Origin of the sequence: Micromonospora sp. WMMC415, from assembly GCF_009707425.1 — a bacterium.
Taxonomy (GTDB): domain Bacteria; phylum Actinomycetota; class Actinomycetes; order Mycobacteriales; family Micromonosporaceae; genus Micromonospora.
Map to the genome: position 1 here is coordinate 3,033,805 of NZ_CP046104.1, position 23,133 is coordinate 3,056,937.

Below are 23,133 nucleotides of genomic sequence, written 5' to 3' on the forward strand. Positions count from 1 at the left end.
ATGGCGGACACCACCACCAAGGCCAAGCTGCGCTGGGGACTGCTCGACGTCCTCGTGGTCGTCTTCGCGCTGATCCCGGTGCTGTGGATCGCGTCGCTGTCGTTCAAGACCCCGGCCACGCTCACCGACGGGAAGTTCATCCCGCGCGAGTGGACGCTGGACAACTACCGGACGATCTTCCAGACCGACCAGTTCGTCCGTGCCCTGGTCAACTCGATCGGCATCGCCCTGATCGCCACCCTGATCGCGGTCGTGCTCGGTGCGATGGCCGCGTACGCGATCTCCAGGCTGGATTTTCCCGGCAAGAAGCTGCTCGTCGGCGTGTCGCTGCTGATCGCGATGTTCCCGCAGGTGTCGCTGGTGTCGCCGCTGTTCGAGATCGAGCGGCAGCTCGGCCTCTTCGACACCTGGCCCGGCCTGATCCTGCCGTACATCACGTTCGCCCTGCCGCTGGCCATCTACACGCTGTCGGCGTTCTTCAAGCAGATCCCGTGGGATCTGGAGAAGGCGGCGAAGATGGACGGCGCCACGCAGGGCCAGGCGTTCCGCCGGGTCATCGCGCCGCTGGCCGCGCCGGGGCTGTTCACCACGGCGATCCTGGTCTTCATCTTCTGCTGGAACGACTTCCTGTTCGCCATCACGCTGACCTCCACCGAACGGGCCCGTACGGTGCCGGTCGCGCTGTCGTTCTTCACCGGCGAGTCACAGTTCGAGGACCCCACCGGGGCGATCTGCGCCGCCGCCGTGGTGATCACCATTCCGATCATCCTGTTCGTGCTCTTCTTCCAGCGCCGCATCGTCTCCGGCCTGACCTCCGGCGCAGTCAAGGGATAGGTGGTAGTCGTGGCTGACATCGTGCTCGACAAGGTGAGCAAGAAGTTCCCGGACGGCACCGTCGCGGTGGCCGACGTCGACCTGGAGATCGCCGACGGCGAGTTCGTCATCCTGGTGGGACCGTCCGGCTGCGGGAAGTCCACCACCCTCAACATGATCGCGGGCCTGGAGGACATCAGCTCCGGCGAGCTGCGCATCGGCGGCCAGCGGGTCAACGACAAGGCCCCCCGGGATCGGGACATCGCGATGGTGTTCCAGTCCTACGCCCTCTACCCGAACATGACCGTCCGGGAGAACATGGCGTTCCCGCTCCGCCTGCAGAAGCTGGACAAGGAGACCATCAACCAGAAGGTCGAGGAGGCGGCGAAGGTCCTGGAGCTGACCCCGCTGCTGGACCGCAAGCCGGCCAACCTCTCCGGCGGCCAGCGGCAGCGGGTGGCGATGGGGCGGGCGATCGTCCGCCAGCCCAAGGCGTTCCTCATGGACGAGCCACTGTCCAACCTCGACGCCAAGCTGCGGGTGCAGATGCGGACCGTCGTGTCCCGCCTGCAGAAGCAGCTCGGCACCACGACCGTGTACGTGACCCACGACCAGACCGAGGCGATGACCCTCGGCGACCGGGTGGTCATCATGCGGGGCGGCGCCGTGCAGCAGGTCGGCCCGCCGCAGGAGCTGTACGACCACCCGCGCAACCTCTTCGTCGCCGGGTTCATCGGCTCGCCGGCCATGAACTTCCTGCACGCGGCCGTGCAGGACGGCTCGCTGCGGACGGCGCTCGGCGACGTGCCGCTCGGCGACCGGGTCCGCCGCCAGCTCGACGACGCGGACGCCCCGCGCGAGCTGATCCTCGGCATCCGGCCCGAGCACTTCGAGGACGCGGCGCTGGTCGACGACGACACCCGCCGCCGGGGCATGGAGTTCGAGGCGCCGGTGGAGATCGTCGAGTCGATGGGCTCCGACAAGTACGTCTACTTCGGCGTCGAGGGGGAGCGGGCCAGCGCCGCCGAGCTGGAGGAGCTGGCCGCCGACGCCGGCGCCGACTTCACCGGCGGGGGCGCGAGCCTGGTCACCCGGCTGTCGGCCGAGTCGGCCGTACGCGAGGGGGAGAACCACCGGGTCTGGTTCAACCTGGAGAAGATCCACCTGTTCGACCCGAACACCGGGCGCAACCTGACCCTGCACGAGGGCCGGGCGGCGGGCGCGCTGGCCGACTGAGCGGGAGGGGTTGGATCCGTCGAACGGATGGCCGGCTGTCCGCGTCTCCGAATGGGGGTGACAGCTGGCCATCCGTCGTGTTCCCGAACCGGCGGAAGGCAACCCCCTGACCCTGGACGCCTCCGCGCGATCCTGCGGCCGGGCCGCCGCGTCGCTGATCAACAAGTTGACACAGATCGATGTATATGAGCTCATGGCGGCTACCGACGATTGGAGTGGCGACCATGAGACGCGGACTGGCCCTGTCCATTGCGGTCCTTCTAATGAGCACCGGCGCCGCCGTCACGACGACCGGTGTCGCCGCCGCCGCGGCCGAGGTGCCGGCGCCTCCGGTGATCACCATTGCCGGTCCGGCGACGCCCCGCCCGGCTCCGGCGGTGATGTCGACGGCGGCGGTGAGTGCGAAGATCCACCATTACAACATCTGCAACGCGAAGCGGGAGGCGTGCACGATCGAGCAGGCCGCCACCGCACGGGACGTCCTCGTCTGGATGGCGGTGGCAGACGGGGCCTGGTTCATCTCCGTCAACGAGATCTGTGTGACCTCGTTCCGGACGCTGGCGGATCGGTTGAACAGCGCCGGCACCTTCGTGGTCAGCAAGCAACGGGAGACCAACTGCGGGAATCAGGAGTTCGGCAACGCGATCTTCCATCCCGGCGGGGTCCGCCAGGACGGGCGGGCCTGGTTCCTGTCCAACCCGGGCAAGACCTGCACCGACGCGGAAACGGAATGCCGCACCATGCTGTGCCTGAAACTCGGCACCTACGCGGGCCCCATGGGGCAGTGCACCTCGCACCTCGGCGCCGGAAAGGAAAGCGACACCATTCACCAGGCCGCCGAGTACATCTGGAACGCGACGGCCTGGATGGAGCCGGGACGCCGATTCTCCCTGGCCGGCGACTTCAACCTGACCCGGGACAAGCTGCCGGGCGCGTACGGCAACATGGTGGACCTGGTCCTCGGGGACACGTTCCCGACCCGTCCGAAGACGAACCGGCAGATCGACTACATCTTCGTGCAGGCGTTCGGCAGCCACACCTACAAGAGCGCGTACTGCCCCACCGACGCCAGCGACCACTGCTACACCTCCGGCCAGTGGCGCCCCCTCGACACGTGATCGTGATGCGGGGTGCTTGACCGCGTCGCCGAGATGGTGGCTCCCGCTGGCGCTGGCCGACTGACCGGAGGGGCCGGATCCGGACGGCTCGCTGTCGCTCACCCGACCGCGGGGAGACAGCGAGCCATCCCGATCCGGCAGGGCCGCGCGTCTACCGCGTCGGCGTGACCGTACTCGTCGGAGGCCTTGTCACGCTCGCCGTCACCTGCGTGGTCCAGATCCTCGTCGTGCCCTGGGTCCAGGGTCGCGGGCGCCGCCGGGAGAGGTGGGAGAAGGACGTCACCGAGCTCCTCGTCGTGTTCGAGGAGGAGGTTCCGGCAGCCCAGTACATGCAGGCCGTGAAGGAGGCCCACGGCGAGGCGGTCGCCGCCGACGACCTCATGGCCAAGGTGCGCCTGCTCGTCGAGCGGGTGGCGCTCGTCCGGCGCGAGGCGTTGTACTGGGACCGTCTCCGCACCGATGTGTTGATGTTGGAGGGCGAGGTCAACCGGCTGCGCCCGTTCGCCGCCCTGCACGACAAGGTCAGTGACGAAGAGTTCCGCAGCCGCCTCCCGGCGGTGGAGAAGGCGCTTGTTGTCGTTCTGGAGAATTTCCAGATCGTGAGCGGCCCGATGTGGCCACCTCCCACGCGCGCGCTCGGACGGCGCTGGCCGGCGGACCGGCCGCCGGGCCGGATTCCGAAACTACTGGACACGCCAGATCGCAGGCGTAGGACCGCGCTGCGCCGCATCGTGCGGTGACGCCGCGACGAATGCGGATCAGCCCAGTGGGGCGATCCGCTTCGCCAGATCCACGAAGGACCGCCACGACGACGGGCTGAAGGTGAGAGTGCCGCCGTCGCGGTCCTTGGTGTCGCGCACCAGCACGACGTCCGGCAGGTTGTCGGCCACCTCGACGCACGACCCGCCGTTGCCGCCGGACCTGCTCGACTTGCGCCACCGGGGGATCAGTACATCCATGACTTGGCCGCTTCCTTGATTCGCTCGATCGACTTCCGGCGGGGGAGCGCCTCGTTGCGAACGATCTCCCACGTCTTGGCAAGCTTAGCGACATCCGCCGGGGCATCGACGATCTGCGCCTTGAGCTGGTTGTCGGCGTGGGCCACCCGGGTGCCGTCGGGCAGTTCGGCGATGATGAACTGGCCGGCCAGCCCGAGGTACATCCCGGCATCCGGTGGCACGACGTGCAGTTGGACGTGCTCCCGCGCCGCCAGCTCCACCAGCCGCTCGCACTGCTCCAGCATCAGCCCGGGCTGGTCGACCACCGGCCGGCGCAGCACCGACTCGTCCACCACCGCGATGAGCTGCGGCGGCTCGTCGCGGTCCAGGATCGCCTGCCGGTCCAGCCGGGACGCCACGTTCCGCTCGATCTCCTCGGCGGTGAACCGGCCGCCGCTGAGCGTGGCGCGGGCGTACCGTTCGGTCTGCAGCAGGCCGGGGAGGTAGGCCAGCTCGAACCAGCGCAGCGTGGTCGCCTCCCGCTCGAACTCGATCCACTCCCGCAGCCAGGGTGGCGCGGTGTCGAGCTGGCCCAGGTCGCGCAGCATCCGGGTGAACCGCTCCCCGGTCCGGTGGGTGTTGTCGACGGCCGCCATGTACTCCTTGGTGGGCGCCCGGCCGCCGGTCTCGACCGAGCTGACGTGCGAGCCCGAGTACCCGATGCCCCGGCCGAAGTCCTCCTGACTGAGCCCGAGGCCGGCCCGGAACAGGCGCAGCTCGCTGATGATGTACCCGGCAGCGGTCCCCATCGATTCCTCAACTCCTGCTCGTCCTCGTCGACATGTCCCCCGTGCCTGCTCAACCGCTGCCCTGACCTGCACGGATGGCGGGAGCACGTATCGACCGTAGCGGTGTCCTCAGCAGACTGTCACTACGCGGACCCGCTTCGGTATCAAGAGGTGGACGGGGCGGGTCCTGCGGCCGGCCGCTCTGCTTCCCCCAGGGCAGAGCGGCCTCCTTCCACCACCGAGGAGGTCGATGTGCGTACCCGCTGGTTCCGCTGCCGCGACGATGACCCGCCGGCGCTGCCGCGACGAGTGCGGCGCGCGAACCTGCCGGCGTGGATGACGGAGCCGACCGCCGCCTACCCCCGCCCCGGCCGCGCCGGCTGGTTGACCCCGGCCCAGCGGTGGCGGGCGAACGGGGGCCGGTGGTGAGCTTCACCGACCTGCCGCAGCCGAGGCTCGGGCCGTACCCGGAGCACCCCCGCTACCGCACCGAGCGCGTGCCGCCGCACACCCCGCTGCGGCCGGTGTGGGCGTGCCGGGCGTGTGGCCAGCCGTGGCCGTGCGCCGAGGCCCGCCTCCTGCTCAAGGCCGAGTTCGACGGGCGGTACCCGACCCTGTCGATCTACCTCGCCGGCCTGCTGTACGAGGCGATGCACGACCTCTACCACCTGAACCCGCACGACGGGCCGCGCCCGCGCGACCTGTTCGACCGCTTCGTGGGCTGGGGCCCGTTCCGCAGACCCATGGTGGGCCCGCCCTCGCTGCCCGGATGAGATGTCATCCGGACCAGACGAGACGCAGTGACCGGTCGAGGAAGGTGGCGTAGCGGGCCAGGGCCCGCTCCACCCGTGCCCGGACCCGGTCGTCCAAGGGGGCGAGCGGTGCGACGGTCACCGTCACCCGGGCCTTGTCGATCGTTCGCTTCCAGGTGCCCACCACCCGGCCGCCACGCACGACGGTGGCCTGGAAGACGCCGTTACCGCCGGGCACGATCGCGTTCGTGTGCGCGGGATCGACCATGAGTGAGCGGTCCCGGTAGCCCAGCAGGTACTCGTCGAAGCCGGGCAGCACCAGCAGGTCGTCCACCGGGCGGGGAGCGGTGTCGAGCAGGACCGGATCGACCATCGCCGTCTCGCCGTCGACCAGCACCGGAGCGACCGCGTCGCCGGCGGCGGCGAAGCCCCGGCGGGCGTCGGTGAGCGTCAGCCCCGTCCAGCCGGCGAACTCCCGGGCGGTGACCGGGCCGTGGGAGCGGACGTACCGGTGGGCGAGCGTCGCCAGGGCCTCGTCCCGCTCCGGCCGGTGCTGCCCCGGCGCCCACTCGTCGAGCAGGACGAAGGTCTGCTCGGCGCCGACGTTCGGGGCGAGACAGGTGACGCCCGTCAAGCTCGCGTGCGACAGCAGGTGGTAGCCGCGCTGCCCGGTGGTGCCGATGCCCGCCGCCTCCAGCGTCGCCAGGCACTGCGCGCGGGTCAGCCGGCCGCCGCCAACCAGCGCGCCCCCGAGCACCGCCACCGCCCGCTCGGCCTCGACCTCGGTGAGGCCGAGTTGCGCGCGGCGGGTGGCCTCGGCGGTCCGGACCCGGACGCCGGTCAGCTCCAGCATCCAGCGGGCGTCCCGGGGCGGGACGAGGTGGAGGGTGCCCCGCATCGGCCACGTGCGCAGCGCCTCCCGGCGTTCCAGCGCGGCGTGCACGTCGCTGTGCCGCAGCTCAGGCAGCCGGACGCCCAGCGACCACATGCCGCTCGCCAGGTCCTGGGCCTGCATCGCGCCGAACCACTCGACCACCTCGCCGACCGTCCGGAGGTGGACGGTCGGGTGCGGGCGTAGCAGCAGGCTGCTCATCCGCAGCGCGAGCGCGGCCTGTGCGGTCAGCTCCACGGCCATGGGGCTCCTCGGTCAGGGGGTCTGTACCACCCTAGGACCACCCCACTTGCCCGGAACCCGCCGGCTGGCCTCAGCCCCGCCGGCTCCGCGAAACGCTGATTGTGGCGTCAATCAGCTTTTCGCCGACCCGGGATGAGAGTGTCTGCTACCTTCATGTTGCTCTGCCGGCCTTACGGCGGATTTTCACCTTTCGTGAGTTATGCGCCGTGGTCTCCATGCCTGCCGGCACTCCTGCGTCACCTCCCCGGGTGACCCGCCGAGTCCGGCACGGTCGTGGCTGCACGGCACATGTGTTCGAGACGTGTTCGGCGCAGGAGGTTGGCGGTTCCGTGCAGCAGTTCGGGTCCCTCGGCACGTCAAGGTCAACTGAGCGACCGGAGCGTCCCCCGGAGGCGGACGTCCGCCTCGTGGGCTCGGCGACCGGGTACTCGGCGAGCGGGCAGCCGGACGGGCCCGCGGTCGCCGGCACGCGTCGGCTGCACCACGTGTTCGAATCCGCGTGCGATCGAACACCGGCGGCCGTCGCGCTCGAGTGCGGCAGCGCGTCGTTGACCTACCGCGAGTTGGACGAGCGCGCCAACCGGCTCGCCCACCGGCTGCGGGCCCTCGGCGTCGCGAGCGGCTCCCGGGTGGCCATCCTGCTGCAACGCTCGGTCGAGACGTACGTGGCGTTGCTGGGCGTGGGGAAGGCCGGCGCCGCGTTCGTACCGATCGACCCCGAGTCCCCGGCCGACCGGGTCGCCTACATCGCCGAGGACTCCGATGTCGACCTGGTGTTGACCTCCTCGGCGCTCGCCGACCGGGTGGGGGACCGGCGCGCTCTCGTCCTCGACCAGTACGTCGCCGAGGTCGCCTCGGCGCCGAGCGATCGGCCGGACCTCAGCCGCGACGGCGTACCTGACCCCACCGCCTACGTGATCTACACCTCCGGCTCCAGCGGCCGGCCCAAGGGGGTCGAGGTCGCGCAGTCGAGCATCTGCAACTTCCTGGACGTGGTGCCCGGCGTGTACGACGTACGGCCGAGCGACCGGGTCTACCAGGGCATGACGATCGCCTTCGACTTCGCGATCGAAGAGATCTGGCCGACCTGGTCGGTCGGCGCGACGCTGGTGGCCGGGCCGAACGACTCCCGCCGCCTCGGCGCTGAGCTCGCGGACTTCCTGGACGAGGCGCGCATCACCGTTCTCTACTGCGTACCCACGCTGCTGGCCACGATCCCCCGGGACCTGCCCCGGATCCGGAACCTGCTCGTCGGGGGAGAGGCGTGCCCGGGACAACTGGTCGAGCGGTGGAGCAGGCCGGGCCGGCGAATTCTCAACACCTACGGTCCGACCGAGGCCACGGTCACCGCCACGTGGGGCGAACTGCTGCCCGGACGGACGGTCACCATCGGACGGCCCCTGCCGACCTACTCGGCGGTGCTGCTGGACGAGGAGCGGCGGCCGGTCGCCGACGGCGAGGTCGGCGAGATCTGCATCGGCGGCCCGGGGGTGGCTCGCGGGTACGTCGGTCGCCCGGAACTGACCGCCGACCGGTTCATCGAGCATCCCTTGGCGCCGCCCGGCAGCCGCCTCTACCGCACCGGTGACCTGGGGCGGATCACCGAGGACGGTGAGATCGAGTACCTCGGCCGGGCGGATTCCGAGGTCAAGATCCGCGGCCACCGGGTGGACCTGGGCGAGATCGAGAGCGTGCTGCTGGAGGACGTCGGGGTGGCCGAGGCCGTGGCCGCGCTCGTGCCGGTCGCCGACGGCCCGGACGCTCCCCGCGAGCTGGCCGCCTACGTCGTTCCGCTCGACGATGACGAGCGCGGCTGGGAGGAACTGACCGGCCGGCTCTGCCAGACCCTCCAGACCCGGCTTCCCGGCTACATGGTCCCGTCCTTCCTGGACGTCGTCACCGCGCTGCCGACCATGCCGAGCGGAAAGGTCGACCGGAAGCGGCTGCCCGCGCCGTGCCGCCGCCTCACCCGCACGACCGGCCCGGTCGTCGCGGCCGCCGGCGGGCTGGAGGAGCAGGTACGTGCGGCCTGGGCGGAGGCGTTCGGCATCGAGCCCGAGACGCTCTCGGTCGAGGCGGACTTCTTCACCGATCTCGGCGGGCACTCGCTGCTCGCGGCGCGGGTCGTGTCGCTGCTGCGCGCCCGCAACGTCGGCGTGAGCCCAGCGGTCCGGGACCTGTACGCCCACCCGACCGTACGCGGCATGGCAGCTCGTCTCGGCGCGGCCGAGCGGGCTGGCGGGACGACCGCACCACCCCGTCCCGAACCGCTGCGGCACCCCAGCCGGCGGATCGCCCTGGCCGGGTTCGGCCAGGGGGCGGTGATCTACCTGCTGTTGCTGGCCGTCACGCTGCCCGTCTCCTACGTCTACACCCGCAACGACGGCTTCGCGTCGGCCCGCGTCCTCGCCGAGCTGATGGTCGCGATCCTGCTCAGCTACCTCGGCGTGCGCTGGGTGCTGCCGGTGCTGCTGGCCCGGCCGTTGGCCGCGGGCATCCGGCCGGGCCGGTACCGGTTGTGGGGGCCGACCTACGTCCGGCTCTGGGCGTTGAACACGCTGCTGGCGATCGGGCCGCTGACCGTCCTGAGCGGTTCTCCCCTGATGGCGACCTACCTGCGGCTGCTCGGTGCCCGAGTCGGCCACCGGACCATCATCGCCACCAGCGCGATCAGCCTGCCGACCCTGGTCACCGTCGGGCCGGGCGCCTCGATCGGGTACGGCGTGTCGGTACGCCCGTGGCGGGCGGAGGACGGGTGGGTCGTGGTCGCGCCGATCACGATCGGATCGGGTGCCTTCGTCGGCGCGAACGCGGTCCTCGAACCTGGCGCCACGGTCGGGGCGTACGCCGGCCTCGGCGAGCAGTCCGTCCTCGTCCACGGCGAGACGGTGCCGCCCGGAGCCCGCTGGGCCGGGTCACCGCCGGCCCCGACCACCCGGCTCGCCCCCACCGTCGAATCCATGCTCAGCTACCGCCCCCTGCGCCATGGCTGGCGCCTGCACCACGTCGCAGCCGGTCTGATCGGGCTGATCGGCCTGGAACTCGGGACGATCGCGATGGTGCTGCCCAGCGTGGCGCTGGTCTGGTGGGTGCTGCTGACCCGGGGCCTGCTCGCCGGCCTGGTCGCGACCATTCCGGCCGGCATCGTCTACGTGCTGACCGTATGTGCGCTGGTCGCCGCCGGCAAGCGCCTGGTGCTGCGACGGGTGCCGGTCGGCGTCCACCATCAGGTGCACTCGATGCTGGGCGTGCGCAAGTGGGTGGCCGACAAGCTGCTCGAAGCCAGCCTGACGTTCACGAACTCGCTGTACGCGACCCTCTACACCGGACCCTGGCTGCGACTGCTCGGTGCCAAGGTCGGTCCCGGGGCCGAGGTCTCCACCGCCGCGCACCTGGACCCGGACCTGCTCACCCTGGGATCGGACAGCTTCGTCGCGGACATGGCGAGCCTCGGCGCCGCGACGTTCGCCAACGGTCGGGTGGCGTTCCTGCCCACCACGATCGGCGACCGGGCCTTCGTCGGGAACGCCGCGTTCGTGCCGGCCGGCACGGTGCTGGGCGACGGCTCCCTGATCGGCGTCAGCACCCTGCCGCCCGACGCCGGTGTCCCGGAGGGCACCTCCTGGCTGGGCTCACCGGCGATGCACCTGCCGGTGCGCCAGAGCAGCGGAACCTTCTCCGAGGAGCAGACGTTCCGCCCGCCGCGCAGGGTGGTGGCCCACCGGCTGTTGGTCGAGTTCTTCCGCGCCACCCTGCCCGCGGCGGTGCTCGGGGCCAGCTTCTACCTGTATCTCTGGGCGCTCTCCTGGCTCGCCAACGGCCGCGACCTGCTCGTCCCGGCGCTGGTGTCACCCTTTGTCGCGATGCTGTCGAGCATCGCGGTGATCGCCTTCTGCGCGGCGACCAAGCGCAACGTCATCGGCACCTACCGCCCCCGCGTGGAACCACTCTGGAGCGGCTTCGTCCGCCGCACCGAGTTCGTCACCGGCCTCTTCGAGGCGGCGGCGGTCCCCGCCGGCGTCGGTCTCCTGGTCGGCACGCCGTTCCTGCCACCGGTGCTGCGCTGGTTCGGGGTCCAGGTCGGCAGACGCACCTGGATCGGGACCACCTACCTCACCGAGTTCGACCTGGTCGAGATCGGTGACGACGCGACCGTGGGCACCGAGGTGTCCCTGCAGACCCACCTGTTCGAGGACCGGGTGATGAAGATGTCGGTGGTCACCGTCGGTCCCGGCGCCACCATCGGCACGCGGGCGATCGTCCTCTACGACTCCGTGGTCGGCGACGACGTCTTCCTGGGCTCGCTCTCGCTGCTGATGAAGGGCGAGCACCTCATTGCCGGCACCCGATGGCGGGGGATCCCCGCCCAAGGGGTGCTCACTCGGGAACCCGCCGCTGCGCAACGGGCGGCCTGACACCCGTACGGCCGCGAGCGCACCGCCCGCGGCGAACCCCATCCATCCATCCATCACCAACCGAGGACAACACTCACCATGAACAAGGCACTCCTGGTCTCCGACGCCGCGCACTTCCGGGTGGACTACGAGATCAACCCGTACATGCACACCGCGGTGCAGCCCGACCACGCGGCGGCGCTTCTCGAGCACGAACGCATCGTCGCCGTCCACCGGGCGGTGGGCCGCCACATCGAGTACGTGCCGTCGGCGCCGGAGTGCCCGGACATGGTCTTCACCGCGAATGCGGCCCTGGTGCGGGGCGGTCGGGCGGTGCTGGGAGCACCGCCGCCGGAGCGCAAGGCCGAGTTGCCCTACTTCCAGGAGTGGCTGATCGACAACGACTACGAGGTGCTGGAGGCGCCGTACCCGTTCAGCGGCCAGGGCGACGCCCTGGCCTGCGGCGACCTGCTGCTCGCCGGGTACGGACAGCGCACCGACCGGCGGATGCACGCCGTACTCGCGCAGGAACTCGGCTACGAGGTGGTGCCGCTGCGGACGGTGAGCCCGCAGTGGTACGACCTCGACCTGGCGGTCGGGGTCGTCGAGCCCGGGCGGGTGCTCGCCTACTGCCCGGAGGCCCTCGACCGGCCGAGCCGGCACCGGCTGCGCGGGCTCGGGATGGACCTGATCGAGGTCTGTGTCGAGGAGGCGGCCTGTTTCGCGCTCAACCTGATCAGCGACGGCACCACCGTGACGATGACCAGCGGGGCGCCCCGGTTGGCCGCCGCGCTGCGGGAGCGCGATCTGCGGGTCGTCGAGCTCGACACGACCGAGCTCGCCAAGGGTGGTGGCGGCGTCCGCTGCACGGCACTGACCCTCGACAACCCGTTGCCGGCGAGGTCGTGATGGCGACGGGAGGTATCGGGCGGCTGCTCGCCGCTGCGAGGAGAGTGACCGCCGGCCGCAACCTGACCGTACGCTCGCCGCTGCCCCCGTCGCCGTATCCGCCGGTGGCGCTGGTCTACCGGGGGCCGGCGACCGTGCCCGGCTGTCCGGAGGCCGTGGCGGCGCTGCTCAAGTCCAGCCGGTGGGGCTTCGACGTCCGGTACGTCGGCCCCGACGAGGTCCTTCCGCTGAGCCGTCAGGCCCTGGCCGGAGCGGCCCTCTACGTCCAGCCCGGGGGCGGCAGCCTCAAGCGCGGCTACCGGCACCTGAAGCGCCACCGCGACGAGATCCGGCAGTTCGTCCACTCCGGCGGTAGGTACCTCGGCATCTGCCTCGGCGGCTACCTCGCCGGGGCCACCCCGGGATTCGGCCTGCTGCCCGGGGACACCGACCAGTACGTCGGCTCCGCCGGCGCCACCGTCGACTCCGAGGAGGACACCGTCGTCCAGGTTTCCTGGTGCGGCCGGTGGCGGACGCTCTTCTTCCAGGACGGACCGTACTTCCGGCTCCGGCCGGACGCCGACGCCGAGGTCCTCGCCACCTACCTCAACGGTGCCGTCGCCGCGGTGGTCACCCGCTTCGGCGACGGCAAGGTCGGTGTCGTCGGCCCGCACCCCGAAGCCACCGACGACTGGTACCTCGACGCCGGCTTGCGCGTCCCCGACCGGCTCGGCGTGGATCTCGGCTGCGATCTGCTGGACGAGGTGATGCGGCCGTGACCCAGACCGTCCAGCTCGGCCGTGCCGCCGGCCGGGCCGATGACCGTTCGCCGGCCGCGCCGGCCGCGCCGGCCGGGCCCGCCGGGCGTCCCCGGTTGCTCGGCGTGGACGCCGCCCGGGGAGTCGCCCTATTCGGCATGATCGCCGTGCATTCGCTCTATGTGTCCGACGCCGCGGGGCGGCCGACCTGGTCGTTCACGATCTTCGGTGGTCGGGCGGCCGCCCTGTTCGCGGTGTTGGCCGGGGTCGGCATCGCGTTCATGACCGGCCGACGGCGGGTCCGCCTGACCGGCGGCTCGGGCCCGGCCGCGGCGCTCGGCGTCCGGGCCCTGGCGATCGGCGCGATCGGGTTGGCGCTCGGCTACACCGACGCGTCCCTGGCGTCGGTGATCCTGCCCGCCTACGCGGTGATGTTCCTGTTGGCGATTCCGCTGGTGTTCCTGCCGACCTGGTTGGTGGCGGTCACCGCCGTGGCCGTGGCCGCCGGTGCTCCCGTGCTTCGGCAGCTCCTGCTGCCGCGGCTGCCGGTGGCGGCCTACGAGAACCCGGAGTTCGCGGATCTCGTCGGCGATCCGGGCGCGCTGCTCAGCGAGCTTGCGCTGACGGGGGAGTTTCCGGCGGTGACGTGGCTGGCGTACCTGTGCGTCGGCCTGGTGATCGGGCGGCTGACGCTGACCAGGCTGACGGTGATCCTCGGACTGCTCGCCACCGGAGTCGCGCTCGCCGCAGCGGCGCCGCTGGCGTCGTACGTCCTGCTGTACCGGTACGCGGGCTGGCAGCAGATCTGGCTGAACCAGCCGAAGAGCGGGCTCACCGTGGCGGACACGACGGAGCTGCTCGCGTTCGGTGGTGACGGCAGCACACCCACCTCGACGTGGTGGTGGCTGGCCGTCGACGCGCCGCACACCGGCACGCCGCTCGACCTGGCCGGCACGATCGGGAGCGCCGTCGCCCTGCTCGGCGTCATGCTGCTCGCCAGCCGTGTCGCACACCCCTTCCCGCGACGGGCGCTCTCCCTGCTGCTGGTGCCCCTGGCCGCCGCGGGAAGCATGACGCTGACGTTCTACACCGCGCACATCGTGTTCATCAATTCCGGACTCGACTCCTTCGACCCGATGGTCGGATACGTCTGGCAGATCGTCGCCATCGTGCTGGTCGGGACCGCATGGTGGGCCACGGCGGGCCGTGGACCGTTGGAAGGGGCCGTGACGCTCCTCGCCCGTGGTGGCGGCCGACTGGCCACCCGGACGGTCCAATCAGCCCAGCAACGCGCCGGCATGTCGATGTACCAGCGCGAGGAGACGGGCATGCTCACGAACCTCGCCCCGGAGCCGACCGGGCGCGAGGTCTGGGCCGATTGGCAGGCGAGCGGGGTGCGGCAGTGAACGGCAGCGGAAGGACATGAGGCGGACCGGACCCGGGCTGCTGCTCGACGGGACGCAGAAGATCAGCCGGCGGCGACTCGTGATCGGTCTGGGCGCGGCGGGCGGCCTTGCCACGCTGGGCTGGGCCGGTGTGTTGGCGGTCACGGGGGACCGGGACCGGCCGCTGGCACTGGTCTACCGGGGCCCGGCCGCCTGCTCCGGTTGCGCGGAGGCGGTGGCGGCCCTCCTGCGCAGCGCACCAGCCGGGTTCCGCACCGAGTACTGCGGTCCGGACGAGCGGCGGCAGATCTCACGGGACGCGTTGGCCGAGGCGGTGGTCTACGCCCAGCCCGGCGGCGGCCACGTCAACCCGGCCTGGCGAAGGCTGCGGGGCCACGCCGAGGACATCCGGGACTTCGTCCACAACGGCGGCCACTACCTCGGCTTCTGCCTCGGCGCGTATCTCGCCGCCCGGCCCGGCTTCGGGCTGATCAACGGGGAGGTCGGCCAGTACATCCGCACCGAAGGGGCGAGCGTCGACAACGCCGACGACACGGTGATCCAGGTCCGGTGGCGCGGCCGCCCCCGGTACCTGTACTTCCAGGACGGTCCGACGCTGAATCTGGCTCCTGGGGCGCCGGGCACGGTGCTCGCGACCTACGACAACGGCGCGGCCGCCGCCGTCGTCACCACGTTCGGCGCCGGACGGGTGGGACTGGCAGGCCCCCACCCCGAAGCCGACCGGTCCTGGTACGCCGAGGCGCAACTCACCAACCCGGAGGGCGTCCGCTTCGACCTGGGCCATGACCTGATCCGCAGCACGGTGGACGCGACGAGCCCGACCCTCGATCGTGGCTGATCCGGAGCGGTCCGCGGCACGCATAAGCCGGAACGCAGGGGGGATGCGACGGGTGGAGTACGCGCACCCAGCGCGCGGGAAGGAGCGACATGACTGCGTCAAGTGAGCCGGTCCGTGGCGCCGGCGCGCCGGCCCGCACCCGGGGCGGCGCCGGGATGAAGACCAGCGCGGCGGCCACCTTCGCGCTCGTGTTCGGGGTGTCCGGGCTGTTCAGCGTGCTGATCGCGGTGCTGGCGCCGCTCGGTGTGGTGCTCGGCATCATCGGCGTCATCCTCGGCATCGTCGCGCTGCGGATGGCCCGCCGTCCGGAGGTCACCGGCCGGGGCGTCGCGATCGGCGGTCTGGTGCTCAGTGGCCTGGCCGTCCTGATCGGGTTGGCGCTCACCGCCGGGGTGACCACCGTCGTCAACAACGAGGCGGCGGTGGACCGGCTGCAGCAGCAGGTGGACGACCTGCGGGACCGCCTGAACGAGTGACCGTCAGGGGCGGAGGACCCCCGGATCGCGCTACGCCGGCCCACTGCCGGCGCAGCGCGATCCCCCCGTTCGGGCGCACCGGCGTGGCGGTGGCTGCCGGCACCGGTGTGACCAGGATCCCGCCCACCCGCCGTCATGCCGCCGGCACGGAGCGGAACTTGCGGAAATCTTGAGGAGTGTTTACAGGAAGCGGTGCATGACCAGCAGGTCCACGTACCCCTCGGTCGGGTGCCGGAAGCCCTCCGGCACCCGACCGACGACGTCGAAGCCCAGCGACCGCCACAGCGCCACCGCCCGGGTGTTCGTGGCGACGACGGCGTTGAACTGCATCGCGCGGTATCCCTCGGCGCGCGCGAGGTCGAGCACGTACGCGCCGAGCGCCCGCCCCACCCCGCGCCCGCCGGCGGCCGGGTCGACCATGAAGCTGGCGTTCGCCACGTGGCCGCCCGGGCCGGCCTGGTTGGGAACCAGCTTCCCGGACCCGAGGACGGTGCCGTCGGTGTCGACCGCGACCACCACGCGGCCCGGCGGCGGCGCCAGCCACAGCCGGCGGGCCTGTTCCTCGTCCACGTCCCGGGGCCAGGTGTACGTCTCGCCGGCCGCCACGATCTCACGCAGGAACGCCCAGATGCGGGGCCAGTCGTCGGGTGCGGCGTCGCGGATCTCCACCGGACGAGCATGCCATTCTGTCCCGGTCGGCGGCGTTTGCCCCCGCAACTACCGGGTAGACCGCCGGGCTGGCCCGATCGTTGAGGAGGAAGACATCCGATGGCTGCCCGGACGAACGTCGCGGTGATCTATTACAGCGCGACCAGCATCACCTACCAGTTGGCGCAGGCGGTATGCGAGGCCGCCGGTGACGCCGGCGCCGAGGTGCGGCTGCGCAAGGTGCGCGAGCTGGCGCCGGACGAGGCGATCCGCTCCAACTCCGGCTGGCAGGCGCACCACCTGGAGACCCAGAACGTGCCCGAGGCCCAACTGGACGACATCGCATGGGCCGACGTGGTCATCTTCGGCTCGCCCACCCGGTACGGCATGATCGCCGCTCAGCTCAAGCAGTTCATCGACACAACCGGACCGTTGTGGGCACAGGGCGCACTGGCCAACAAGGTCTACTCCGGCTTCACCTCGACGGCCACCTCACACGGTGGCCAGGAGACGACGCTCACCTCGCTGTTCACGATCTTCTACCACTGGGGCGGGGTCGTGGTCACCCCCGCGTACACCGACCCGAGCCAGTTCGTCGCCGGCAACCCGTACGGCGCGTCGCACACCAGCAACAACGGTGAGATCGCGCCGGACAGCCTCGCGCTGGGCGCGGCGGCGCTCACCGCCCGGCGCGCCGTGGAGATCGGGACCGCGCTGAAAAAGGGCCTGGCCGCCTGACCGGGACGACCGGCGGTGCCGGACGGGGGCTCTCGGCCCGCCCGGCAGCGCCGGCCGCCGCCACCTGTACCCCGGAGCGGCGACGCTATGCGCGCGTCGCCGCCGACGGCTCGCTCGGTGCCGGCAACAGCCCGCCGAGCAGTTCGGCGAGGACGTCCACCCCGTCCGCGCTGAGCACCGACTCCGGGTGGAACTGCACGCCGGCCACGCCCGCGCCGCGCAGCGCGTGCACCGCACCGTCGGTGGCGTCGCGGGCCACCTCCACCGGCCCGTACGGGGTGTCCAGCCGGTCGGCGTCCGCCCGGGCGGTGAACGTGGAGTAGAAGCCGACCCGTCGCCGCGAGCCGAAGAGCGGCACCGCCCGTTGCAGGCCCTGGTAGGGCGCGTCGCGGCGGTGCAGGGGCAGCCCCAGCAGCCCGCAGAGCAGTTGGTGGCCCAGGCACACCGCCAGGGTCGGCCGGCCGGCGGCGAGCAGCCCGGCCAGCAGCCCCCGCATCGCCGCCATCTTCGGCTCGGCCAGGTCCGTCGGGTCGCCCGGACCCGGGCCGACGACGACGAGGTCGTACCCGTCCAGGGCGCCCGGCGCGTCCCAGGTGCGCAGGTCCACGGTGAGGCCGAGCGCCCGCAACTGGTGGGCGAGCATGCCGGTGAACGTGTCCTCCCCGTCGACGATCAGCGCGTGGCGGCCGGCCAACCCGGGGCGCCCGGAGGCGTCGACCGGCCGCTGGTCGAGCCAGAACCGGGCCAGCGGCGCGTTGCGGGCGGCCAGCGCCGCACGTACCTCGGGGTCGTCGGCGAGTCGGCTCAGCGACCCCGGGGCCGGTACCGGCGCCTGCGGTCCGAGACCCAGCGCGGCGAGCACACCGGCGGCCTTCGCGTGGGTCTCGGCGACCTCCCCCTCGGGTGTCGAGTGGCGGACCAGGGTCGCCCCGACCGGCACCCGCAGCTCGCCGCTGGGGGAGAGCTCGGCGGTACGGATCAGGATCGGCGCGTCCAGCGTCTGCCGGCCGGTGTCGTCCCGGCCGAGCAGCGCCAGCACCCCCGCGTAGTACCGCCGGCCGGTGCGCTCGTGCCGGGCGATGACCCGGCAGGCGTTCTCCATCGGGCTGCCGGTCACCGTCGGCGCGAACATCGTCTCCCGCAGCACCTCGCGGACGTCCTTCGAGCCGCGGCCGGCGAGCAGGTACTCGGTGTGCGCGAGGTGCGACATCTCCTTCAGGTACGGCCCGACGACCTGCCCACCCCGGTCGGCCACGGTGGCCATCATCTTCAGCTCCTCGTCGAGCACCATGTACAGCTCCTCGACCTCCTTCGGGTCGGCGAGGAAGCGCAGCAGCGCGGCGCGGTCGGCCGCCGCGCCGGTGTGCCGGAAGGTGCCGCTGATCGGGTTCATCATGACCAGCCCGTCGTCGACGCTGACGTGCCGCTCCGGGCTCGCCCCGACCAGGGTGCGGGCGCCGGTGTGGACGACGAAGGTCCAGTACGCGCCGCGTTCCCGCAGCAGCAGCGACCGCAGGGCCGCCAGCGCCGCCCGTAGCGGCGGGCCCTGGACGGTGGCGTGCAGGGTGCGGTGGATGACGAAGTTCGCGCCCTCCCCGCGGCCGATCTCCTCGGCCAGCACCCGACTCACGGTGGCGGCGTACTCGTCGTCCGGGACGTCGAACCGGGCGCCGGTGGTGACCACCGGCGCGGCGGGCAGCGCGTCCACCGCCGCGGCGAGGTCCACCCGGTCGTGCCGTCCGACGGCCAGGCACTCCAGCGGGGTGCCGTCGTCGACACAGGCGAAGCCCCGCTCGGTGACCTGCCGGTACGGCACCAGCGCCAGGGTGCGGGGTCCGGGCGCCCCGTCGGGCAGCGGGATGTCGGCGAGTCGCTCCACCACGTCCACCGTTCCGGTGAACAGGTCCACGTGGTCGGCGCCCTCGCGGCGTACCAGCGCGAACGGGCCGGGATCGACGCCGGCGGCGACGGCGGCGATCAGCTCGGAAAGGTCGGTCATTCGGGTCTCCTCGGGGCCGGGTGCCGCCCGGCGGGGCGGTCGGGGTGCCCGGATGAGACCGGCGGCCGCCTCGTCGGGCGGCCGCGTGGGGAAGCTACGCGCGGGGGATGGCCGCCGGGTCGGCGGGCCACCAGCAGGACAGGTGCGCGAGCATGCGCCCACCCTACGCGGTCCCCGCCCCGGCCGGAAGCCGGACGCGTCAGGCGGCGGGGGACCGACGGGACCGATAACGTGACCGGCAATGAAGATTCTCGCACTCGACCTGGGCACCTCCTCGGTACGCGGCCTCGTGCTGGACGCCGACGCCCGGCCGCTGCCCGGGGCGCTGGCCCGGCGCCGGGTCACCCTGACGGTCGGTGAGGACGGCACCGGCACCCTGGACGCCGTGGGCTACCTGGCCTGTCTGGTCGAGTGCCTGGACGAACTGGCGGCCGGCGGCCACCTCCGCGACGTCCAGCTCGTGGCGGCCTCCGCGCAGTGGCACTCGGTGCTTCCCCTGCGGAACGACGGGACGCCGCTGGGGCCGGTGCTGGCCTGGCTGGACACGCGACCGGAGCCGCCGCCGGGCGCGGCCGGCCCGGCCGACGCGGACGCCTTCCACCAGCGCACCGGCACGTGGTGGCACCGCTGCTACTGGACGGTCCGGTTGCCCTGGCTGCGGGACCGGACCGCGGGGCGGATCGCCCGCTTCGTCGGCCTGGCCGAGTACGTCTTCGGCGCGCTGCTCGACACCGCGCCCATGTCGATGTCGCAGGCCTCCGGCACCGGGCTGCTCGACCTGCGGACCCTCGACTGGGATCCGGAGGCGTGCGCGCTGGCCGGTGCGCACGCCGGGGAGCTGCCCGAGCTGGCACCGGCCGGCTGGCGTGGGCGGTTGCGCCCCGAGCATGCCCGCCGTTGGCCACAGCTCGCCGGCGTGGGGTGGGCCGCCCCCGTGGGCGACGGGGCGGCGTCCAACGTCGGCTCCGGCTGCGTCGACCCGACCCGGGTGGCGGTGACCGTGGGCACCTCGGCGGCGGTCCGGATGATCGAGGCCCTTCCGGCGGGAGCCCCACCGCCCCGCCTGTCGCCGCAGCTGTGGCGGTACCGGGTGGACCACAACCATGTGGTCACCGGCGCCGCGTACTCCTCCGGGGGCAACCTGTTCGCCTGGGCGAACCGGGAGTTGCGCCTGCCGGAGGGGCCCGCCCTGGACGAGGCCCTGGCGCTGGTCCCCGTCGTCGGCGGCTCCTCGGCGAACGTCCGGTTCGGCGGCGACCGGCCGCCGGGCGTGGCGCCGGCCGGCTCGGGCGAGGTACGCGGGCTGAGCTTCGGCACGACCTCGGTGGAGATCCTCGCCGGGTTGATGCGCGGCCTGTGCGACCTGGTGGTGACGGATCTGGCGCTGCTCGAATCCAGGGTGGACGGCCCGGTCGAGGTGGTCCTCGGTGGAGGCGCGGTGGCCGCGTCCCCGTGGTGGCGGGCGGCCTTCGGCGCGGCGCTGGCGCCGCGGCGGGTGTGGCACCAGCGCAACCCGGAGATCGGCGCGACGGGCGCGGCCCTCGTCGCACTCGGTCGGGTCGGCGACGCCGCACGGCTCGCCGACATCGGCCGGACGGACGAGACCGCCTCACCCTCCTGAATCGCAGCGACGCCTGGCCCGTTGACACAGCTCCCGGGGCTGGTTGGATGGACTCCGCTCCTCGGGTCGGAGGAGCGGAAGAGTGGGAGGCGCGTGTGGGGGCAGGTCCGGAGCCGGCGCAGAGCGCGGTGCCGAGCCACCGCCGGCGTCGGTTCGACGTCCGGGTCGTGCCCCATCGGCGGCGGTCCGCGCTGCGCCCGCACGACTGGCGCATGCGCACCAAGCTCGCCACCGTGCTCGTGATCCCCTCGCTGGCGTTCCTGGTGCTGGCCGCCGTGCAGACGCAGAGCCTGGTCGGGCGCACCACGGCGCTGGGTGACTTCGCCGAGCAGGTCGGCATCGGCCGGGAGATCACCGCCGCCGTGCACGAGCTCCAGCAGGAGCGCGACCGGGCCGCCGGCGAGTTGGGCGCGCTGCGGCGGGCGGGCGACGCGGCCGACCCGAACGCCGCCGTGCTCGCGCTCGCACCGCTGCAGGAGGTGAGCGACCGGGCGATGGGCGAACTCGCCCGGGCCGCCGACCCGCTGGCCTCCGCAGACGCCGGCTGGCGGGTCGCGTACTCGGAGGTGCGGGAGGCGTACGAGCAGGTCGTCGCCATCCGGGCGGCGGTGCCGCAGGGTGTCCTCGGCAGCGACACGATCCTCGGCGCGTACAACCGGGTGGTCGACGCGCTGCTGAACCTGCTGGCGGAGCCGAGCCCCGGCGAGGACCGCCCCACGCTGGGCGACGCGGTCCTGCGGTACGTCCAGCTCGCCCGCGTCAAGGAGTTGACCTCGCGGATCCGGGCCCAGCTCTACGAGGCGGCCCGCGCCGGCGGCTACGGGCTGGAGGACCGCGTCCTCCTGACCGACCTGCGCGCGCAGCAGCTGACCGCGTTGGGCGCGTACCGGGTCGCGGCCACCACCGACCAGGTCCGCCGGTACGACGAGACCTCCGTGGACCCGGCGTTCGTGGCGGCGACCCGGCTGGAGGAGCAGAGCCTGCCGCGCGACGGCGCCGCACCGGTGGTGCTGCCGGCGACCCAGTGGTGGGCGGCCAGCGAGCAGCGCCAGGAGCTGCTCCGGCAGATCGAGGCGTCGGTACTGGAGGACGCGGTCCGGCAGGCCGACGAGGTGAGCGGGGCGCAGCTGCGGACCACCCTGCTGGTCGTCAGCGTGGTCGTCGCGGTGCTGCTGGTGGCGGTGCTCATCTCGCTGATGGTCGGCCGGTCCATCGCCAGGTCGATGCGCCTGCTGCGCAGCCAGGCCCTGCGGATCGCCCAGATCGAGCTGCCGGAGGCCCTGGACCGGTTGCGGACGGTCACCGGCGGAGTCCCGCCCATCGACGTGGCGCCGGCGGTGATCCGGTCGCTCGACGAGATGGGCGAGCTGGCCGAGGCGTTCGTCGCAGTGCACCGCAGCGCCGTCGGCGTGGCCGTCGAGCAGGCCACGATGCGGCGCAACGTCAACGCCATGTTCGTCAACCTCGCCCGCCGCAGCCAGGTCCTGGTCGAGCGCCAGCTGGAGCTCCTGGACGACCTGGAACGTGAGGAGGACGACCCGGACCAGCTGGAGAACCTGTTCAAGCTGGACCACCTCGCCGCCCGCATGCGGCGTAACGACGAGAGCCTGCTGGTGCTGGCGGGCACCGAGTCGACCCGCCGGTGGAACCGGCCGGTCGGTCTCGGCTCGGTGCTCCTCGCCGCCAGCGCGGAGATCGAGCAGTACCAGCGGGTCCGCCACCACGAGGTGGCCGACCTGCACGTCGTCGGCCACGCCATCGGCGAACTCGTCCACCTGCTGGCCGAGCTGCTGGAGAACGCCACCGCCTTCTCGCGTCCGGACACGACGGTCGAGGTCGTCGCCGTCCGGGAGGCCCGCGGAGCGCTCATCGAGATCGTCGACCACGGTCTCGGCATGAGCCCGACGGCGTTGGCGGAGGCGAACGCCGTTCTCGCCACGCCGCCCGCCGCCGACGTCGCCACCGTGGAGCGGATGGGTCTGTTCGTGGTCAGCCACCTGGCCGCCCGCCTCGGCGTCGAGGTGCGGCTGCACGCCGGGGAGAGCGGCCTGGTGGCCCGCGTCCGGCTGCCCCGGGGGCTGCTGGCCCCGGCACCCGCCGACGAGCCGGAGCCGGCCGGGCTGCCGTCGGCCGGGCCGGCCCGGGGCCGGCGGGGGCCGGTGGAGCTGCCGGTGGCCGGCCGGCGCCCGGAGGCCGTCGTGCCGCGCCAGACGCGTGAGGTGCCGGTACGGGCCGAGGACGTGCTCGCCCCGGCGGCTGACGCGTCCGCCCCGTCCGACGGCGGCTGGTGGACGCGCCAGGGCCCCACCCGGGGCGCCGAGGCACCCGTCACCCCGCCGTCCGCGCCGGTCACCGGCGGCACCAACGACCGCGGTCTGCCCGTCCGGGTGCCGATGGCGCAGCTCGCCGCCGTCACCCAGTCGGCGCGGCCGGAGGAACCGGCGCGACGCCACGACCCGGATCCGGAGGCGGTCGGCGGCATGCTGTCCCGCCTGTACAGCGGGGTCCGCCGGGCCGAGACCGAGGACACCACCGAACTGCCCGTGCCGATGGAGCGCGGGAGCACCGAAGGGGGACAGCAGTGACG

19 protein-coding genes are annotated in these 23,133 nt (G+C 72.6%); 14 read left to right on the forward strand and 5 right to left on the reverse strand.

Translation table 11 applies throughout. From position 1 onward, the window contains the following. The 4 genes from GKC29_RS14525 (at nucleotide 1) to GKC29_RS14540 (ending at nucleotide 3,907) form a co-directional block, all read left to right on the forward strand. A complete protein-coding gene (locus tag GKC29_RS14525) occupies nucleotides 1-834 on the forward strand; it encodes a carbohydrate ABC transporter permease (RefSeq protein WP_155331344.1) in 834 nt (277 codons plus the stop codon). 9 nt (nucleotides 835-843) lie between these two features. Further along, nucleotides 844-2,049 carry an ABC transporter ATP-binding protein gene (locus tag GKC29_RS14530; RefSeq protein ID WP_155331345.1) on the forward strand — a complete coding sequence of 402 codons (1,206 nt, stop codon included), beginning with the start codon at nucleotides 844-846 and terminating at the stop codon, nucleotides 2,047-2,049. 224 nt (nucleotides 2,050-2,273) lie between these two features. Beyond that, the gene (locus GKC29_RS14535; RefSeq protein WP_155331346.1) at nucleotides 2,274-3,167 is read left to right on the forward strand and encodes a hypothetical protein; all 894 of its coding nucleotides are present in this window, start codon (nucleotides 2,274-2,276) and stop codon (nucleotides 3,165-3,167) included. 164 nt (nucleotides 3,168-3,331) lie between these two features. Beyond that, nucleotides 3,332-3,907 carry a hypothetical protein gene (locus tag GKC29_RS14540; RefSeq protein WP_155331347.1) on the forward strand — a complete coding sequence of 192 codons (576 nt, stop codon included), beginning with the start codon at nucleotides 3,332-3,334 and terminating at the stop codon, nucleotides 3,905-3,907. A gap of 18 nt (nucleotides 3,908-3,925) precedes the next feature. On the opposite strand, the gene GKC29_RS14545 is transcribed toward GKC29_RS14540, so the two are convergent. Beyond that, on the reverse strand, nucleotides 3,926-4,126 hold the full coding sequence (locus tag GKC29_RS14545) for a DUF397 domain-containing protein (protein WP_155331348.1): 201 nt from the start codon (nucleotides 4,124-4,126) through the stop codon (nucleotides 3,926-3,928). Beyond that, nucleotides 4,114-4,914 (reverse strand): helix-turn-helix transcriptional regulator, encoded by an 801-nt coding sequence (locus GKC29_RS14550; RefSeq protein WP_155331349.1) that lies wholly within the window; start codon nucleotides 4,912-4,914, stop codon nucleotides 4,114-4,116. The genes GKC29_RS14545 and GKC29_RS14550 overlap by 13 nt, the downstream gene beginning before the upstream one ends. 404 nt (nucleotides 4,915-5,318) lie before the next feature. Here GKC29_RS14550 and GKC29_RS14555 point away from each other — a divergent pair, with 404 nt between their 5' ends. Continuing rightward, nucleotides 5,319-5,666, forward strand: a complete 348-nt coding sequence (locus GKC29_RS14555; RefSeq protein ID WP_155334141.1) for a hypothetical protein — start codon at nucleotides 5,319-5,321, stop codon at nucleotides 5,664-5,666. Nucleotides 5,667-5,670: 4 nt separating this feature from the next. Here the strand turns inward: GKC29_RS14555 and GKC29_RS14560 are convergent, their stop codons facing one another. Then, entirely contained in the window at nucleotides 5,671-6,780 is a 1,110-nt protein-coding gene (locus GKC29_RS14560) for a winged helix DNA-binding domain-containing protein (protein ID WP_155331350.1), read from the reverse strand. Nucleotides 6,781-7,109: 329 nt separating this feature from the next. Between GKC29_RS14560 and GKC29_RS14565 the strand changes: the two genes are divergently transcribed. From GKC29_RS14565 to GKC29_RS14590, 6 genes are all read left to right on the forward strand, one after another. After that, nucleotides 7,110-11,195: a Pls/PosA family non-ribosomal peptide synthetase gene (locus tag GKC29_RS14565; RefSeq protein ID WP_230689032.1), complete on the forward strand. Its 4,086-nt coding sequence runs from the start codon at nucleotides 7,110-7,112 to the stop codon at nucleotides 11,193-11,195. 78 nt (nucleotides 11,196-11,273) lie between these two features. Further along, on the forward strand, nucleotides 11,274-12,083 hold the full coding sequence (locus GKC29_RS14570; protein WP_155331351.1) for a dimethylarginine dimethylaminohydrolase family protein: 810 nt from the start codon (nucleotides 11,274-11,276) through the stop codon (nucleotides 12,081-12,083). Beyond that, on the forward strand, nucleotides 12,083-12,841 hold the full coding sequence (locus tag GKC29_RS14575) for a BPL-N domain-containing protein (RefSeq protein ID WP_155331352.1): 759 nt from the start codon (nucleotides 12,083-12,085) through the stop codon (nucleotides 12,839-12,841). Before GKC29_RS14570 ends, GKC29_RS14575 begins: the two co-directional genes overlap by 1 nt. Then, nucleotides 12,838-14,226, forward strand: a complete 1,389-nt coding sequence (locus GKC29_RS14580) for a heparan-alpha-glucosaminide N-acetyltransferase domain-containing protein (RefSeq protein ID WP_155331353.1) — start codon at nucleotides 12,838-12,840, stop codon at nucleotides 14,224-14,226. Before GKC29_RS14575 ends, GKC29_RS14580 begins: the two co-directional genes overlap by 4 nt. 16 nt (nucleotides 14,227-14,242) lie before the next feature. Beyond that, nucleotides 14,243-15,064, forward strand: coding sequence for a BPL-N domain-containing protein (locus GKC29_RS14585; RefSeq protein WP_155331354.1), 822 nt, complete (start codon nucleotides 14,243-14,245; stop codon nucleotides 15,062-15,064). A gap of 89 nt (nucleotides 15,065-15,153) precedes the next feature. After that, nucleotides 15,154-15,540 (forward strand): DUF4190 domain-containing protein, encoded by a 387-nt coding sequence (locus GKC29_RS14590; protein ID WP_155331355.1) that lies wholly within the window; start codon nucleotides 15,154-15,156, stop codon nucleotides 15,538-15,540. Nucleotides 15,541-15,720: 180 nt separating this feature from the next. Here the strand turns inward: GKC29_RS14590 and GKC29_RS14595 are convergent, their stop codons facing one another. Beyond that, nucleotides 15,721-16,209: a GNAT family N-acetyltransferase gene (locus tag GKC29_RS14595; protein ID WP_155331356.1), complete on the reverse strand. Its 489-nt coding sequence runs from the start codon at nucleotides 16,207-16,209 to the stop codon at nucleotides 15,721-15,723. Nucleotides 16,210-16,308: 99 nt separating this feature from the next. Between GKC29_RS14595 and wrbA the strand changes: the two genes are divergently transcribed. After that, a complete protein-coding gene (wrbA, locus tag GKC29_RS14600; protein WP_155331357.1) occupies nucleotides 16,309-16,926 on the forward strand; it encodes an NAD(P)H:quinone oxidoreductase in 618 nt (205 codons plus the stop codon). Between the two features lie 85 nt (nucleotides 16,927-17,011). Here wrbA and GKC29_RS14605 read toward each other — a convergent pair whose 3' ends face one another. Further along, on the reverse strand, nucleotides 17,012-18,925 hold the full coding sequence (locus tag GKC29_RS14605) for a chorismate-binding protein (RefSeq protein ID WP_155331358.1): 1,914 nt from the start codon (nucleotides 18,923-18,925) through the stop codon (nucleotides 17,012-17,014). Between the two features lie 241 nt (nucleotides 18,926-19,166). On the opposite strand from GKC29_RS14605, the gene GKC29_RS14610 reads away from it, so the two are divergent. Then, nucleotides 19,167-20,546 carry an FGGY family carbohydrate kinase gene (locus GKC29_RS14610; RefSeq protein ID WP_155331359.1) on the forward strand — a complete coding sequence of 460 codons (1,380 nt, stop codon included), beginning with the start codon at nucleotides 19,167-19,169 and terminating at the stop codon, nucleotides 20,544-20,546. A gap of 95 nt (nucleotides 20,547-20,641) precedes the next feature. Then, the gene (locus GKC29_RS14615; protein ID WP_155331360.1) at nucleotides 20,642-23,131 is read left to right on the forward strand and encodes a nitrate- and nitrite sensing domain-containing protein; all 2,490 of its coding nucleotides are present in this window, start codon (nucleotides 20,642-20,644) and stop codon (nucleotides 23,129-23,131) included. Nucleotides 23,132-23,133: the final 2 nt, after the last annotated feature.

Coding starts and splice junctions, on each gene's coding strand:
- GKC29_RS14525 (WP_155331344.1), top strand. CDS start 1: ATGGCGGACACCACCACCAAGGCCAAGCTGCGCTGGGGACTGCTCGAC.
- GKC29_RS14535 (WP_155331346.1), top strand. CDS start 2,274: ATGAGACGCGGACTGGCCCTGTCCATTGCGGTCCTTCTAATGAGCACC.
- GKC29_RS14545 (WP_155331348.1), bottom strand. CDS start 4,126: ATGGATGTACTGATCCCCCGGTGGCGCAAGTCGAGCAGGTCCGGCGGC.
- GKC29_RS14550 (WP_155331349.1), bottom strand. CDS start 4,914: ATGGGGACCGCTGCCGGGTACATCATCAGCGAGCTGCGCCTGTTCCGG.
- GKC29_RS14560 (WP_155331350.1), bottom strand. CDS start 6,780: ATGGCCGTGGAGCTGACCGCACAGGCCGCGCTCGCGCTGCGGATGAGC.
- GKC29_RS14570 (WP_155331351.1), top strand. CDS start 11,274: ATGAACAAGGCACTCCTGGTCTCCGACGCCGCGCACTTCCGGGTGGAC.
- GKC29_RS14575 (WP_155331352.1), top strand. CDS start 12,083: ATGGCGACGGGAGGTATCGGGCGGCTGCTCGCCGCTGCGAGGAGAGTG.
- GKC29_RS14585 (WP_155331354.1), top strand. CDS start 14,243: ATGAGGCGGACCGGACCCGGGCTGCTGCTCGACGGGACGCAGAAGATC.
- GKC29_RS14590 (WP_155331355.1), top strand. CDS start 15,154: ATGACTGCGTCAAGTGAGCCGGTCCGTGGCGCCGGCGCGCCGGCCCGC.
- wrbA (WP_155331357.1), top strand. CDS start 16,309: ATGGCTGCCCGGACGAACGTCGCGGTGATCTATTACAGCGCGACCAGC.
- GKC29_RS14605 (WP_155331358.1), bottom strand. CDS start 18,925: ATGACCGACCTTTCCGAGCTGATCGCCGCCGTCGCCGCCGGCGTCGAT.
- GKC29_RS14610 (WP_155331359.1), top strand. CDS start 19,167: ATGAAGATTCTCGCACTCGACCTGGGCACCTCCTCGGTACGCGGCCTC.